Origin of the sequence: Paenibacillus solani, assembly GCF_001277345.1 — a bacterium.
GTDB classification, from domain to species: Bacteria; Bacillota; Bacilli; order Paenibacillales; family Paenibacillaceae; genus Paenibacillus_AQ; species Paenibacillus_AQ solani.
Genome location: NZ_LIUT01000001.1, coordinates 182,261 through 198,929, shown reverse-complemented (window position 1 = coordinate 198,929; position 16,669 = coordinate 182,261). Strand labels below are relative to the sequence as shown.

Sequence of the window (16,669 nt, the reverse complement as noted above, 5' to 3'; positions counted from 1 at the left end):
TTTTGCAAATATATCGGGAATCAATTCGGGAACCCTCAGTCGCTTCATCACTGGGAACCAGCCCCTTTCCGTTTCAAGTCTTGATTTAATTACTAAAGCTATGAATCTGGAAGAAGGATTTTTTTATTCTATATATATTAATGAAGAATCAACACCGAACTGGAGACGACTTGGACCGTATATTAGACGATGCGCCGAGCTTGGGAAACTCCACTGTATCGATCAAGCTGTTGGATTGATAGTCGAGAACCCAACTTATTTATCCCTACTCTTTGATAGCGCTGAAGTGCTATTTCACAATGGAAATCGGGAAGCTGCTCTGATCATATACAAAAAAATTGCCGAAAGTGAAAAACACCAGCATGCCGAACGATTAGCTTTGTGTCAATACCGGATATTTACTTGCTCTCTAAACTCGGACCAGGAACATAATCTGAACTGTACCATACAATTTGAACCTTATGTCAAGCGACTACCTGAAAGTGTACAATTAGATGCTATAAAAGACTTAACCAATACGTTGGTGTCCTTACGTAAAGGGAATAGAGTGAAGTACTATGCTCAGGAAATGGGACGCATCTCCAGAATGCTGTACGCACAAAAACATAATAAAAAAAAGCCACATAGGAAGCCTATAGAACCAGCCAAACCGTTGTTTGGATATATTTTATACTCCGATTTGATGTTAGGCTCCATAGCTGCGGAAAACGATGATTATGATCAAGCACTTTATTATGTATCCTGTTATGAGGATCAGAGCTGGATTGTAGAATCAGATGAAGCCTCGGAACGTACCAAAGAGCAATTCCGTGTATGGGCTAGATGCAACCGTTATCTATACGAACTAATGAAAGGTAACATAGACTTACTTGAACCATACATCGAGTATATCTCCACGAGGGAGAACGAAATATTGAGAGCTTTATTTGGTATTATCCAAGCAGCTAATATGTATCATTTTGAAATTGATGAATATCTCGAAAAATTTGAGTATATGATCAAGGACTATCTCAAACAACGAGAACCGGTTGGCACTTATAAAAAGAAAGTAATTGATGACCGCTTTGCTAAATTCCTTACCGATGTTGGTATGTATTATATACGGAAGGGTAACATTCAAAAAGGATCAAAATATATACTGGATAGTTTAGAATTCTCATACACCATCAATTTTGAAATTAACATTGTAAGATGCTGTACAACCATGGAGCATATTCAATCTATGCTAAATCATGATGATCTGCAAAGATATGCTGCAATACAAAATCAATTAAAAGTTAGTGGTGCTCTTATTCATCCTTAGCTTTTATATACATCTATTCGCGAAGGATAGGAATTGTTTGAATATCAATGACTTCATGTTCATTTCATCAGGGAACATCAGTTGTATGTCATCTAGTAAAATTCTTGAAACTAGGCTCCTCATCTCCTGCTTTATATATCATATTTTATTTAATGGGAGGAATAATTGGTAATGGACAAGTTTCGAATTATTGTGTCTGTTCTACTGGTGCTGATTGTCATATTTCTAGGCCTTATCTATTTTGAAATAAAGCATAGCAACGAATTGCAAAATTTAATTATCGAGTATTTATACAATCATAATTCATAATTCAATTAGACATTGAAAGAGGCTTACTTTGTCTTTGACTCTCTTATGTACAAGTAAGCTTAACTTTTCCTCTATTATCTGTATTTATTTTGCTATGTCATCCGGCTTCTTCGTTGGTTGTCTGAACGCAAAAAAAGGCTCATTCCAACTCATAAAACAAGTGTGGAAAGAGCTTAAAGTTTATCAAGTATTAAATTATTGACTGTTTGGTTTGGTTTGTTGGTTGCATTGTACGATCTTATTGCAGAGATTGTAAACCCATAAGACCACTGACTGTATTAATCCTCGTAATCATCTTCAATTTTAGGTATAAATGGAGACAAGAAGGGATCATTACGCTCCATTACTTCTCCTCGAATTAATGTGTGTACCTTGAACTCATTGAAAAAATCCTCATCATCACTATCTCTTACATATAAAAGTCCATAGGAACCTGGCGCCAATATTCCCACCTGTTTTAATACGTTAACTGGATTATGTTTTCCTACAGGCCTATGATTATTGACACCTGCCATCCAAACTTGAAAGTCACCATTTACCGCTCCTCTTAAATCCAAAATACCCGAAGTCCATTCTAACTCATCGAAATACTTCTGAATCTCTTGAATAATTAACGAGTACTTTTCGTCATCATCCTCAAATGAGGAGCTTTCTCTGATAGTTGCCCATCCGTGATATTCATACATTTCTATCCGTCCTCTCATGGTTTTAAGGGTTTAGTATCAATAATTATCTCCACTTCGTATCTTTCAGCATACTCTTTGAGTTGCCTAAGTACTCTATCATCGGGTGCACCTTCAAAATGAAAATAAGCTTTCCTGCCAGTTTCAATAGCCCTTCTATTGTAGCTTTTGCCTGTTTTCTGAACTGCTTATCTAAACTTTTTAATGGAGGCTTGGTTTGTGCAATATATTGATCGCTAACTGTATCAAATTCTCGTCCATAAGGATCATTACCAAATTTCACCCTGGATTCTCCACCTATTTTTTTGGCTAGCATATCCGCAGCTTCATCTTTCTTGGGTACCTTCATCAATTCACCTGAATACTTTTCACTCGCTCTTGGCGTCCCCTCAGCAGCTTTCCCCTTACCGCCTTCTCCTCCCGAATGATGCTTGAAGTTAGGCATCTTCTTGACACCAACTCGATTCAGCGCAACCCCGCCGAGAATCATCGCTGCTTGCTGACCCAGATAGGCCGATTTCCCCATCTCATTCATTCGCTCTTGTTCGGTCTGAATCCTCTCGCCAAACTTCTCGCGGGTATCACCGACGTCGAAGGCCATTCTGGCACCCCAGATCGTCGTATCCACAACTTCCTCAGCTGTCCCTATCGTAGCATCGTATGCCATCTGCTTGCTCGTTCCGATCGGGTCTTCTACCAAAGAGCTGGCCGTATCTTTAACCGTACTCCACATCTCGGAGGCACCAACTTGAACTCCCTTACCAAAAGGCTTTGCTTTCTCACCGAGTTCTCTAACCTGGTCTCCGAGGCTATTCATTTCGATGGCTTTACCAACGTGGACTTCACTCATCCCACCGAAATTTGTAATCTGGGGAGCTGCGCATCTGGGATCTAAATTTCCCTGTTCATTGTCTACCTGCATAAATTTATAGGCGATTCTCTTTAATTCCTGACTGGTTACCTGCATATGCTCGATCGTTAATTTCATATCGCGGTACGCCTTCTGGAAATCATAATAAAAGCGCGAGCATGTAGTACCGTCCCAACACGAAGCCAGCATCTGGATCTGTTGGTTCAACATACTTTGATTCGCTTCCAATTGCTCAGAAGCCTTGTCGAATTGATCTGACACTGCCAGCAGCACCTCAGGGGGTACAAGGATCTTAGACATAAGTCAACCTCTTCGTCATTTTGATAGCAGCTATTTTACTACAATTCAAATAAATGGAAAATGATCCAAGGTCCTTCTTTATAGGCAGCTTGGCTCAGTCTAAAGTGCCTACCCAATATACAAAAAAAGCTCATTCCTACTCATAGTTCAAGTGGGAAGGAGAGTCTTTGACAGCTTATGAATTGTTTTTAATTTGATAATTCCTGATAAATATGTGGGAATCGTAGTAAATTAATATTGTTTGATAGATACTTTTTCTGGTGTTCATCCAGCCTTGTACTTATAATTACAGTGTCATTTTCTTTTCTGAATATTTGATCTGTGCCATTTTCCACAAACACCATATCAGGATTAAAATCCATCAAAATATTGCCGAATATATTAAACAACACCTCTGTTCCTTCTTCGAATGTGTTTTCAAATAACTGGATTCCAATCTCCGCATTAATCTCCATTCCGTATTCTTTCCTTAAAAAATCAAGACTAATTATATCTTCTGTTTCAATATCAAGTGTGAAGTATCTACAGCTAAGGCGAGAAAAGTTCTGGTAGTCAGTTACTACATCCTCAACCGCTTCACAAACTATATTATAAATTTTTCTTTTTAGTATATCTTGATCGAAATTTATAACTAAGAATAATGCACAGTCCATATCGTTCCTCCCCTCCATATATTCTTGTGATCCTTCCATCCTTCACGAGAATAATTCTTTAAGTCTATTTAAAAACCCCTAGAATTAGCATATATATATCATGAAAGTTTATATCGCAGGCGTACCTATGAATGTTTCCAGTTCATCTGGACTTTCTATAGTGAAAAGTAGTCGAGCTGTGTGATCGTTAATAGGAAGATACGCTTCCACGTTTATGCGCCCCTCCATATTTATTAAGAGAACCCGTCCGGAATTGATACTATGTTTTTCTAAAAAGTCTACTACTTTCTGAGGATTAATGATATCTTCTGGATCTTCACCTGTTTCATAAACGATAATCTTACCACTTTGATACTCCGTTATATTTTCGTTAAGTATAGCTAATTCGTCATTCACTCGGACTCGCTCAATTTCTGTGTCTGAAATATAAGGAAATAGAATTTCTGAAGTATCTGGTAATTCTTCGATTAGCGCGTAGTAATAATAGCGACCATGGACTGCACGGACACCACTAAGTTCTTTTGAAAAAAGGTACTCATTAGACCGATACAATTCAAACTCAAAATCTGAAGTTGAAGGATCATATATTAACTCAAGAGGCCCCGTCTTTTTATCGTAAGCAGGAAAAACATAATCTTGATTACCAAGGTTTGATATTACCTCTTTATCCACTCTAGATAAAACGAATCTAAGTCGACTGCCTTTGCTCCTTTTTGAGAGTTACAAGCGGATAATACAAGAAACAAACAAACGATAACGGCAACGTATCGCCAAGCTTTAATATTATTCACCTTCAATTCTATTAATTTTGACCATAAAATTTATTAAAGTTCTCTACATATTAAAATGAAGATAGTTGTATCTACTCCGCGTCTCTAATGTAATATCATTAAATGTATCTCCCTAATATGTGCTCTTAAATGAAACTCTTTGGGCTTCCTCTCGTTATAATTCCGCAAAATGAAAACCATTCCCAGCAAATTTATTTGACCAATGGTGTATTTATGCATTAGATTAATATTATAAACTATTTTCCTGAATATGGAATATGGATCTGGAGGGTGATACCATTGGCTCCTACAGACATCTCAATCAGCACTGAACTCGTTAAATACATAGAAAAAGAAAATTTAAGCATCTCTTCTTTTGCGAACCGTGCAGGAATTAATTCCGGGACGCTCAGCCGTTTCATTAACGGTCAACAACCATTATCCGTTTCTGGCCTTGATTTATTAACGGAAGCGATGAACCTTGAAGAAGGTTACTTTTATACTGCCTACGCTAACGAGTCGTCCCTCAACTGGAGGCGACTTGGTCCTTTTATTATGAGATGTGCTGAACTCGGTAAACTCGAGTGTATTACTCAAATTGTAGATATGATGGTGGATGTCCAGGCTTATGCCCCCCAACTATTTGACAGTGCAGAAGTGTTATACCATAAAGGTAACCTGGCAGCAGCATTGATCATCTACAAGAAAGTAGCAGAAGGTGAGAAATATCAGAATTCTGAACGTTTGGGTTGGTGCCAATATCGCATCTTTACCTGTTCATTAAACTCCGACCAAGAGAATAACTTAAACTGCACCATTCAGTTTGAGGCCTATGTTCAAAGGCTTCCGGAAGCCGTACAGTTGGATGCTCTAGAAGACCTAACCAATACTCTACATTCCCTGCAAAAATGGGATAAAGCTAAACACTATGCACGGGAAATGGGGAGAATTTCGAGATTTCTTTATACCGTACATAATCATAGAAAAACTAAAAGTAAGAAGAACAATATATCTCCTAAAAAATCTTTATTCGGTTATATCCTTTACTCTGATTTGATACTAGGCTCAATTGCAGCAGAAAAATCTAATTTTAATGAAGCTTTATTTTATGTTTCCTGTTATGAAAATCAATCATGGATTGTGGAGTCAGATGAAGTTTCTGAGAATATCAAGAATAAATTTAAGAGATGGGCTAAAGGTAATCGGTATCTATATCAATTAATGAATGGTAACTTTCAAGTAATCGACGAGTATATTGAGTATATTTCTTCTATAGATAATGCGATATTAAAAGCGCTATTTAAAATAGTCCACGCCGCTAACATTTATAGCTGGAACATTGATAAGTATCTCGAACAATATGAGAAGAATATTACAAAGTATTATAAAGAATGTATTGATGGAAAGTTTAATAAAAATATGCTAGATGATCAATTCTCTACTTTACTCCTTGATATCGGAATTTATTATATAAACCAAAGAAAATTCCGCTATGGATCAAAATTCATCTTGGATAGTTTAAGCTTCTCATATAAAATCAATAATACAGATAATATAGTTAAATGTTGTTCTGCAATTGAGCATATACGACATGAGATCGACCCTTTAGATTTACTAAGATACTCCCAATTTATGAAGGAGGTATATGATCAGAATGAAAAAAAAGCTGACTGTAATCACCTGTATTCTTAGTTTAGCAACTGTCCTCATACTTGCACCTGGTTATATTTTTACCAGTCCTCCGAAGTCAGAGACCTCCCCTCCTCCCATCATATCTACAAATAGCCATGGCGCGGGTGAAGGAGGCTGGTAATATCTGAATTACATCCTTGAAGGAGGTGGCTCTTATGCTGCCTCCTTTGTCATTATCTTGTTTGCGCCAATTTCTCCGCACGCTCCTTCCGAATCTTCATTCATAAATCCCTTCAAAAAATCGAAATGAATGTCGCTTAAATTATTCCCTGGGAATCAGCTTGTATCTCCTTCTTTAACCGTCATCATAATATAAAGCTATTGACCCATCTATATTTATACATTAACTTACTTATATAAGTCATTTACCCAAATATGGAACGGAGATTTGGAGGCGGATATCTTTGGTACCTACAGACAGAACAATTAGTACGGAGCTATTGCGTTACTTGGAGAAGGCTCAGCATTTCNTCGGGAATCAATTCGGGAACTCTCAGCCGCTTCATCACTGGGAACCAGCCCCTTTCCGTTTCAAGTCTTGATTTAATTACTAAAGCTATGAATCTGGAAGAAGGATTGTTTTATCCTCTATATATAAATGAAGAATCAACACCGAACTGGAGACGACTTGGACCGTTTATTAGACGATGCGCCGAGCTAGGGAAACTCCACTGTATCGATGAAGCTGTTGGATTGATCGTCGATAACCCAACTTATTCATCCCTACTCTTTGATAGCGCTGAAGCACTATTTCACAAGGGCAATCGGGAAGCTGCTCTGATCATATACAAAAAAATTGCGGAAAGTGAAAAACACCAGCATTCCGAACGATTGGCTTTGTGTCAATACCGGATATTTACATGCTCCCTAAACTCGGATCAGGAACATAATCTGAACTGTACCATACAATTTGAAACTTATGTCAAACGGCTACCTGAAGGGGTCCAATTAGATGCTATAGAAGACTTAACCAATACGTTGGTGTCCTTACGTAAATGGAATAGAGCAAAGTACTATGCTGAAGAAATGGGACGCATCTCTAGAATGCTATATGCACAAAAACATAATAAAAAAAAGCCACATAGGAAGCCTATAGAGCCATCCAGTGCGCTATTTGGGTATATTTTATACTCCGATTTGCTGTTAAGCTCCATAGCTGCGGAAAACGGTGATTATGATCAAGCACTTTATTATTTATCCTGTTATGAGGATCAGAGCTGGATTGTAGAATCCGATGAATCCTCCGAACATATCAAAGAGAAATTCCGCGTATGGGCTAGATGTAACCGTTATCTATACGAACTCATGAAAGGTAACATAGACGTACTTGAATCATACATTGAGTATATCTCCTCGAGGGAGAACGAAATACTAAGAGCTTTATTTTATATTATCCAAGCAGCCAACATGTATCATTTTGAAATTGATGAATATCTCGAAAGATTCGAGTTTATGATCAAGGACTATTTCAAGCGAGAATCGGTTGGCACTTATAAAGAGAAAGTACTTGATGACGGCTTTGCTAAATTCCTTACCGATGTCGGCATGTATTATATTCGGAAGGGTAACATTCAAAAAGGAGCAAAATATATACTGGATAGTTTAGAATTCTCATACACCATCAATTTTGAAATTAACATCGTAAGATGCTGCACAACCATGGAGCATATTCAATCTATGCTAAGCCATGATGATCTGCAAAGATATGCTGCAATACAAAATCAATTAAAAGTTAGTGGTGCTCTTATTCATCCTTAACTTTATAAACATCTATACGCAAGTTGACTGATCTGATATCAGTGAATTAGATATAATAATAGATCTTGCTCATATATTCCCCATAAATATAGCTTAATTCTCAAGAATAGAGTGATAGGTTTCATAAGGTAATTCTAATCGGCTGGATATCCGAATAAGGAGTTCATCTCCTCTTTTGATCAAGTTCATTAGATGTACAGGTTGCATCTTGCTAATAAGAGAATTTTCCTGTGTTAAGAAGGATAGGGATTGTATGAATATCAACGACTCCATGTTCATTTCATCAGAGAACATCAGTAATATGTCATCAAGTAAAATTCTTGAAACAGGACGCCTTTTCTCCCGCTTTATATATAAAGCATTTAGCATCGATTCTAGGGCCCTATTGCATAACAATAAACTGACGTGAAGCAAGTTCTTTTCGAAAAAGTACAGGGATAGTTTCATATATTCTTGAGAGTAGCCAATAAGAAGAGGAATCGCATCTTGATGAAGGCAACTCGACTCTTTCCAATGAGAAGGTAGTTCCACAATTCGATTGGTATCACCTGTTACCGTCGATTTCATGATTTCTTTCACTCCCTTTCACTAAGAGCATACTCTAGTATCCGCATCAATATTTTCCAGTATATGTATCATATCATTTTAATAGTTTTGTAGGCAATAGCCTACGGAAATACCCTTATAGAACCGCATAAGATGAATCTAACTATCTATTAAGGGGTTATAACGTGGCTAATCATAATGATAAATCCATAGAGTTACTAGCCTTCGGCAGAGCTCTTCGAACTATTCGTAAAGAAAAAAAGCTCACTCAAGATGAGCTGAGCCTCTATTCTCGTGTCGATCGTTCTTACATTAGTGAGCTAGAGAACGGCGAAAAAGCGCCTACTTTGCTAACGATTACTGCATTAGCAAGGGCGCTTCATGTTAAGGCTTCGGCTTTGATTGAGGGGTATGAGAGGGAGCTGGAGTAAGAGGTTTTCTCGTTTTTTTGAATTGGATGTATACAATTACCCGTAATAATATATAGTAATGAGCAGTGAAGATGCTCCTAACATCATCACTGCAATCAACTAAGTAACTTTTAAAGCGCCGGGTTGTAACGGCCTATTTCCAGTCCCCTTTAACAAGGTATACCAAGAAAATAAGAGGTTACACCTGTTTATTCTACTCAACGTGTGTTTTCGGCTTTCTTACAATAACTATATGTTCCTCCATCATAGTCTTTATTTCATTTTTACGTGTTACTGTCGAATTGATATGATGGGGTAGTCTTTTAAAAGAATATTGTCTATGCAAAGTAATAACTTTATCGTATCCAAGAGATACAAACCAATCATTTAATACTTCTGCCATATCTACAGTAATAGAACCTAAAACTGTTCTATGACCTACTATCCAAGCTTGTACTCCTCCATCTTCTAAGATCCTATCAGTCTGCTCTACAACTATATACAATTCTTTGAAGAAATGCAGCACTGACTTGACTCTGCGAGGCAAAGCAATTACTTTTCTATGAAGTGTATCTTTAACATATGAGAGCTTACTAACTAATACGTAAATCAATTCGGGACTAAGATCATCCTCAGTTAATTTATTCATAAACACTTCAGTTAACTCTCTTGCTTTTACTTTAATGTCTTTGTTTGATAATTCTCCTGCTTTATTGAGCATCCTATAGTAATCCAAACGAATTCTCTCTTTAGTTAGCTCATATAGCTCTTTATTATTTATTAATACACTGATATCAAAATTCTTTTCATTTATATTCTTCATGATATTATTTAATTCATAGATTAAAGCCTTAAATTGTCTAGCATCTTGTTTACATACTCTTCTCATTTCATAAAATAAATTCCGTAGGGTTTTAGAGGAACGAATTACATGTCTCAAAGAAGTATTACAGGCTGACTTTTTTCCACCTAACAAATACTCGTCCACATTATCAGTTGTAGTGGTGATACCCAAATAGTGAGATAATAAATCTTTAGACCATTGTAGCGATAATCTTGAGAATTGTCCGTATGCTACAGTACTTTGAGAATCACCATACGGTGGTGATGTAAGTATCGCATCAATTTTCTTACCACTGAGATGCGACAAATCCTTTGCATTCTTCATCTGAATGTCAGTGATTGTTTTACTCTTAGATATCTTGTTGGTTTCGACTAGCAAACTTAATAAATTCTCTATTTTATCTTTAAAAACTAGCAGAGAGTCAATATTAAACTTATCAATATCACCAGGTGACATTCGATATAATTTAAATTCACTATTTCGCGTTAATGAACTCTCACGTATAGTTGAACTGAATGCAGTTAGTAAAATTAATGCAAAAGTTTCTCTGTACTTTTGTAAGCATCCTTGTAAGAAGATATTTATCTCTTGCTTTATAAAAGATAACTCTTTTATATTCTGAGGCTTAAACCAATATTCAATATTATCAAATTTAGATAGCTCAACTAAACTTGCAGTTATATATTTTTGATTGATTGAATCAGTAAAGGCTTTTAATGACTTTTCAATAAATGACGTGTTATTTACAGTCAGCGACTTTGTTCTAGTTAATAAAATTGATAACGGGTTCAGATCAGATCCATAAAAGTCTAACCCTAGAAATTTACATTCCAACGCAACAGTTCCACTACCAACAAATGGGTCCAAAACCTTTGTGATTGAGTATTCTTCTTTTAATTTCTTTAGTAAAGAAACCACCATTTCAGGAACAGCCTTAGCAGGATAAGAATGGATATTTCCGTTAGACGAAAAGAAAGATGCAAAGTTATTTTCTCCAGTATAATTAAGATCTAGTCCCTTCCACCATTCTTTTTCAACACTAGCTACCACGTCCAACACCTCCAAACTAAATCCAGGATTAAGCCGCGCATTAAGAGAATGCGCGGCTCAAATATATTATACTACTAAAATAAGCTAAATCAATGTTTGTCCCTTTACAAAAGGTTATTCTTTCATGATCTTACACAAGGAAGTTTAGCATATCAGGTTATCATTAGGAAAATAAGTCTCACTTAACTCCCAATACCTGCTTTTATCATGTTTTTTAAGAATGCCTTTGTTTCTAAGCTCAGTCGCCTGCCATCTATAAACATATTGCCAAGTATAAAATAAATCTCCAGAACTCCTAAGTTCTTTTTCATAATTACTCCATATATATTTACTTACCTCTAACACAGTCGCTTTCCCATCATTTTGTTTAATACATTCAATAATGAAATTACTAAGATCGTGTTTGGTTAGCATTATTAGTCACCTCATTTATTCTAGATGTTACATGTATGGTTCAATAATATTGAAAATTATGTTATGTCATAATTAATATACACTCCAACAACTCACACTTTGGTTATTAATGATTCTATTGTATCTATCTCCTCATAAAACTCCATCACAAGCTCGTAATTAAAATCCGCAATTTTTTCTATAGCAGCCATAATTGTTAGGAGCTTTTTACCATCGTGTTCAAAACTATAAATGCCATTAATAAAGTCTGTTTTCTTAAAACTAATTGACTCATTTAATTCAATAACCAAACCTTTTTTACCTTTATAAAATTTCTTGAAACTAGTATTACTCCAGAGTGTTTCAGATTGTTCCGAAATTAGTTTCATAAATCTTTTGGCGTGTAGTGATATTAAATCTGTAGGTATTCTTAAACTATTCTTCTGTAATTTACAAAAATGCTCGTTATCCTTAACCCTGATTGGTAAAAAACTAGAATCTAATACTATGCTGCTCCCATTTGTATCATACTTTAATTGATTATCTTCAGTAGCTGGAGCCACTTTCTTTACTACCATTAAGATCTCATTTAAAATATCCTTTTTATCCCCAGTATGTCTTACAAAAATATTACCTTCTGGTAAAGGTAATGGATTTAACTTTTCAGTAGAAAAAAACTCCGTTGGATCATCTACATTTATGTAATATTTCATCACCTTATATTGTTTAGCATAATCTCCAGGTAATCCAATTCGTGAACTAACAGTGAAATGTTCAAATGATAAACTATTAGTAACCAGCTCATCTAGTCTACATATACGCTGGACATCGTAATAAATATAATCTGATTCATCATGGAAATTATTTATAGTAATAAACCCTTCCCAGATTTCTTTCTCTTTTCTATGATACACTTCAACTAGATCCGCAACATCTGCACCGCCTCTATCCGCTAGAGTACTTAAAGTTTCCTTTAATAAGTTTTTATCTTTATAAATTCGAGTAATTCTCTTTTTAACCTTATGCAATCTATTTCTTAATCCAATTGAGTAATGCCGTTCTTTCTCTACCTCCATGTCATCTGTGTTATTTATAATTAATTTTGCACATCCATCATCATTCAATGAACACAAATCCAAAATATCCAGATCAACTTGCAACTCATCTTTTAGATCTATATAACTAGTCTCACCTGTCTTAAAATATTCCAGCGGGAAAACATTTCCGTGATTAGGTTTTTCTGTGCTTATCTTAAGGAGTAGCCCATTCTTGATTTTCCGGTCACCTTTGGCACGTAGAGTAATGTCACAAGGCTGAGATATTAATATATACTCTTCATTATTAATCGAAAAAATATCACCAAAGCTTACAGGATAATAGTGATCGTTTATCCAATAGTTATATTTCTCTTTTTTCCTTATTTCATTAACTTCGCTTAGATTTTGGATTTCTTGCTGTGGAAATAACACTGCCATATTTTCGTAGTCAGAAATTAATTTTACTAAATCCTCATAGGTTCGAGTTATCTTATCATTTAAGTTGTGCTTAGTCAGGACTAATAGCACTCTGGTTAGGGTATCTACAATAGAAACACCTTCATCATTACTAAAATTTAAAAATATGTTGCTGAATGTTGATTGTTCAATATTTTTAAAATGATTACCCGCAAGTTCTATACCTTGTTTTAAAGCATCCGTTAAAAAGTTTGTAACTCTATAAGTATAATTCCTTTTTAAACCCAAATTAATAGCATTAGCAAAGTCTAGATCACTGTTTTTATCTATTAATCCCTTATTCATTTTCCAATACATATTTTTACTTTCAGATAAATCAGACACTTTTTCTAAAAAAACATTAAATTGCTCCTCATTTTCAATATCCTCTGTATTTTGAGTAGCTAGAATGGCAATATTCCATTTACACTCCTCACTATGAAACTCCTTGAGTAAATTAAATCCTTCATTTTCAGCACCTTGTTTTCCAAAATCTCTATCAATTAACCAAAGCACTTTATTATTTTCATCCGGACTCCATAAGTTACTTATTTCTGTTTTCAGAAATTTTTTCGCTTCATCAACTGACTCAATTGTTTTATAATCAATAATAATTTTACTTTTTTTTAATTCATCAAAAAATTCTATTAAAGTATCTTTCTGCGTAATTAATTCTTGTGAAACTATTTCTTTCATTAACATCGTGATTTCGATAGGTTCTAGTACTTCTATCCAATCTTTAATTTGCTTTCTTTTTAATTCTTCAGGCAAATATCCAACAGTATCAATATCAAATTCATTTTTGCCAATAGTCTGAATATATGTAGTGAAATCCTCTGTTCTTTCTACTATTTCATCAATTAATTCACTTATCTGTACGGCTTCAGTACTTGAGCCATAACAATCATCTACACTTACGATATATTTAATATCACTTGCATCAAATAACTTACCGATTATTTTCATAGATATCCTCTCTGTTCATCTGTCTTTAAGCATTGTGAAAAGTCCAGTTCAAGCTTATATAAATTGTTAAACTGGTTTCTTTCCCTAACTAGTCTAATCTTGCTTTTATGAGATTGTAGTAACTTTCTTACTATATATAATCCTAAGCCGCGTCCATTTTTTTTATTTGATATAAACGGATCGAAAATATGATTTTCAATACTTGAATCAATTCCAATGCCGTTATCCCAAACGTGGACAATACCACTATCTTTAACTTCAATGTTATAGATACAGGTACTGATTCTCTTTAATTTCATTGCATGCTGCAACCAGTGTTCTGAATTAAGATATAAATTATCCATTATCTGGTAAAACATTCCTGGACTAATATATAAGTTAACGTCACTTTCTATTTTCGCAACTGTTTCTATATTTAATCTTTTAGCTCGCTCAGCGTAAAAGTCTATATGTTCATTAATAAGGTAACTTATTTTAACTTCCTTTTTCACTGTTCTTACACTTCTGAACCCTGGTGATAAATGACTCACTTGTTTTCTGATAGAATCTGAAGAGTATTTAACATAATTGAAATATCTTTCGATTTTCTTATCTGGTTCGTATTTATTCTTAAAGTATTCAGTAACCTCCTCAGTATTTTTCTTTGTATTGCTTACTAAAGTATTAAGCTCATGAGTCAATGTTTCTGCCACAATTCCTAAACCTGCTAACTCAGAAATATCCTCCATTTTTTCTATCAATTGCTCATACTCATATTCAATAACTTTAATCTGATCCTTTAATAGAGTTAATTCCTTTATAAAATTATTAGCTTCTATCAGATTCTGATTAGTAGAAATAATACTTGATTGTAGTTGATGCAAATATTCTGTTAAAAGGGATTTTTCTGATGGTGCAATACTAATATTTTTAATTTCATTTTCTACAGACTTTAATATTTTCTTTGTACTCTGGACTTTTTCCTGACTCTCTTCTATTCTTATCGACATATTATCAATTTTTTCGGTTGCTTGTCTTGCTTTAGCAACAGCTACCTCATGAGACATGATAAATGAATCTGTATCTTGAGAATCTGAAGACACCTGACTGATGTAGTCATTAAAAGACTTTTTTAATTGCTCTCTGTTCCTATTTATTCTTTTGATAGCAAATTTGATAATTAACTCAAAATTATGATAATACTCATCTGCAATGAAACCTTCTCTGTTTGTCTTCTCCCTAAGATTGTAACTTTCTTTACCTGGTAATTGGATATATCCAATTACAGTATCATTTTTTAAGTGTGTAAATTTACCTTTTGTTGCTGCTCCAGCACTCAAAGAAAGCCAGTCATTTTCAGCGTATCCATATGGAAGTATAGAGAAATCATCTCTAAATACCTTTATCCCTTTATTATTAGCTATATAGCTCCTAAATTTATTAACTTCATCCAAAAATTCGAAATTTAGTTTTTCTATTTGATTCTTTATTAAAGTATGATCTAATGAGTATGAATAGATTTCAGCTTCAAGACTCCCAGGGTGTTTAATCATGTTGTTAATTGCATCCACTTTTAAATCACCAATATTTTCCAGGCTGATTGACTGTTCAAACTTTATATAAAAAGCATTATTATCATTTAAATAACTACAATCCTGTAATTCTTTCTGCTTTAAAAAAAGGAATTCTTTAAGATAATCATTACTTATCGTATGATCATTATTCTTCCTTTCAAAGAAGTCTGCTTTATAATATCCTTCTATTGTTAAACAATCAGCTTTTAAACTGAATTTGTAACTTGAAATCGCTGCTTCCAATGCCTCGTCAGAAATCTTATTAAAATTCAACTCTGTCTGACCAACTTTTGCATATAAAATAAAGGAATTGTTCTTCGTCTTAAAAGGTGAAACAATTTGAGATAGTTCTTTTTCTAATTTCTGAATGTTGTTAGTATTAGTCCATAATTCAGGATTAATTAAGTCTTTAATAAAGATATCCGTATATCCCTTTTCTATTTCACTCAAAGGAACTTCTTTCTCTGAAATTTTCACCGGAACATTATCGATTGTAGTGTTTTTTCTGAAATGTCCCCACGGGATATATACAGTATATTCCTTGAGTTCTCCTGTTTTTTTTGTAGTTAGTAGCATATAATTCCCTAATTTTTGTACAGAAAGTCGCCCTAACCCCTTGTCTCCTAAAGGCATTCTTTCAAACTTCTTTGTTACTTTTTTGTCTTTTTTCATTTTCTTCTTAATTGAGTTAGATATGGTTAACCAGCCATTAATAATATCATCTTTATTCATGCCATGTCCGGCGTCTCTAATCGAAATTAACCCTTTAACTTCTTTTGTGGTCGTGTTTCCATTTAATTCTTCAGTTATTGTCTCATAAAAGTATGGATCAACTACTAGATTGACATAAGGTGAATCAGCATCATATGAATTCTTAACTAACTCAGAGATAGCAGTAACTTCATCTGATATTAATTCTTCACCTAGTTTATATATTAAAGAAGCGTGGACCCTAAAGCCCACTTTATTTAAATCAATAGATTCTATATCTGGTTCTTCATAATAATAATCAAATAGATTCATTTGCCTAATATCCATATTCTTCACCCAACCTCATCTTAATACTTAATCTTAT

At 34.5% G+C, this 16,669-nt stretch carries 12 protein-coding genes; 3 read left to right on the top strand and 9 right to left on the bottom strand.

Annotation, left to right across the window (positions count from 1 at the left end; translation table 11 throughout):
* Nucleotides 1-1,890: 1,890 nt before the first annotated feature.
* From AM231_RS00880 to AM231_RS00865, 4 genes are all read right to left on the bottom strand, one after another.
* Nucleotides 1,891-2,316, bottom strand: coding sequence for an Imm7 family immunity protein (locus tag AM231_RS00880; RefSeq protein WP_242615035.1), 426 nt, complete (start codon nt 2,314-2,316; stop codon nt 1,891-1,893).
* Nucleotides 2,317-2,341: 25 nt separating this feature from the next.
* Nucleotides 2,342-3,466, bottom strand: a complete 1,125-nt coding sequence (locus tag AM231_RS00875; RefSeq protein ID WP_054400890.1) for a WXG100 family type VII secretion target — start codon at nt 3,464-3,466, stop codon at nt 2,342-2,344.
* A gap of 188 nt (nt 3,467-3,654) precedes the next feature.
* Nucleotides 3,655-4,119 carry a hypothetical protein gene (locus AM231_RS00870; RefSeq protein ID WP_054400889.1) on the bottom strand — a complete coding sequence of 155 codons (465 nt, stop codon included), beginning with the start codon at nt 4,117-4,119 and terminating at the stop codon, nt 3,655-3,657.
* A 108-nt stretch (nt 4,120-4,227) separates the two neighbouring features.
* Nucleotides 4,228-4,791, bottom strand: a complete 564-nt coding sequence (locus AM231_RS00865) for a hypothetical protein (protein WP_054400888.1) — start codon at nt 4,789-4,791, stop codon at nt 4,228-4,230.
* 389 nt (nt 4,792-5,180) lie between these two features.
* Between AM231_RS00865 and AM231_RS00860 the strand changes: the two genes are divergently transcribed.
* Entirely contained in the window at nt 5,181-6,581 is a 1,401-nt protein-coding gene (locus tag AM231_RS00860) for a helix-turn-helix domain-containing protein (RefSeq protein ID WP_242615034.1), read from the top strand.
* 471 nt (nt 6,582-7,052) lie between these two features.
* A partial coding sequence (locus AM231_RS00855) for an XRE family transcriptional regulator (protein WP_242615033.1) occupies nt 7,053-8,339 on the top strand: 1,287 nt, incomplete at its 5' end.
* Between the two features lie 93 nt (nt 8,340-8,432).
* On the opposite strand, the gene AM231_RS00850 is transcribed toward AM231_RS00855, so the two are convergent.
* On the bottom strand, nt 8,433-8,906 hold the full coding sequence (locus AM231_RS00850; protein ID WP_054400886.1) for a hypothetical protein: 474 nt from the start codon (nt 8,904-8,906) through the stop codon (nt 8,433-8,435).
* Between the two features lie 164 nt (nt 8,907-9,070).
* Between AM231_RS00850 and AM231_RS00845 the strand changes: the two genes are divergently transcribed.
* Complete coding sequence (locus AM231_RS00845; protein WP_054400885.1) at nt 9,071-9,316, top strand: helix-turn-helix domain-containing protein; 246 nt, start codon at nt 9,071-9,073, stop codon at nt 9,314-9,316.
* 193 nt (nt 9,317-9,509) lie between these two features.
* Here AM231_RS00845 and AM231_RS00840 read toward each other — a convergent pair whose 3' ends face one another.
* The 4 genes from AM231_RS00840 to AM231_RS00825 form a co-directional block, all read right to left on the bottom strand.
* A complete protein-coding gene (locus tag AM231_RS00840; protein ID WP_054400884.1) occupies nt 9,510-11,189 on the bottom strand; it encodes a DNA adenine methylase in 1,680 nt (559 codons plus the stop codon).
* 144 nt (nt 11,190-11,333) lie between these two features.
* Nucleotides 11,334-11,603: a hypothetical protein gene (locus AM231_RS00835; protein ID WP_054400883.1), complete on the bottom strand. Its 270-nt coding sequence runs from the start codon at nt 11,601-11,603 to the stop codon at nt 11,334-11,336.
* Nucleotides 11,604-11,695: 92 nt separating this feature from the next.
* Nucleotides 11,696-14,041, bottom strand: a complete 2,346-nt coding sequence (locus tag AM231_RS00830) for a hypothetical protein (RefSeq protein WP_054400882.1) — start codon at nt 14,039-14,041, stop codon at nt 11,696-11,698.
* Entirely contained in the window at nt 14,038-16,617 is a 2,580-nt protein-coding gene (locus tag AM231_RS00825) for a sensor histidine kinase (RefSeq protein WP_207383520.1), read from the bottom strand. Before AM231_RS00825 ends, AM231_RS00830 begins: the two co-directional genes overlap by 4 nt.
* Between the last annotated feature and the right edge of the window lie 52 nt (nt 16,618-16,669).

Bases quoted from the DNA above. Each gene is read 5' to 3' on its own strand.
- AM231_RS00830 (WP_054400882.1), bottom strand. From the start codon at position 14,041: ATGAAAATAATCGGTAAGTTATTTGATGCAAGTGATATTAAATATATC.
- AM231_RS00850 (WP_054400886.1), bottom strand. From the start codon at position 8,906: ATGAAATCGACGGTAACAGGTGATACCAATCGAATTGTGGAACTACCT.
- AM231_RS00870 (WP_054400889.1), bottom strand. From the start codon at position 4,119: ATGGACTGTGCATTATTCTTAGTTATAAATTTCGATCAAGATATACTA.
- AM231_RS00880 (WP_242615035.1), bottom strand. From the start codon at position 2,316: ATGAGAGGACGGATAGAAATGTATGAATATCACGGATGGGCAACTATC.
- AM231_RS00835 (WP_054400883.1), bottom strand. From the start codon at position 11,603: ATGCTAACCAAACACGATCTTAGTAATTTCATTATTGAATGTATTAAA.
- AM231_RS00875 (WP_054400890.1), bottom strand. From the start codon at position 3,466: ATGTCTAAGATCCTTGTACCCCCTGAGGTGCTGCTGGCAGTGTCAGAT.
- AM231_RS00825 (WP_207383520.1), bottom strand. From the start codon at position 16,617: ATGAATCTATTTGATTATTATTATGAAGAACCAGATATAGAATCTATT.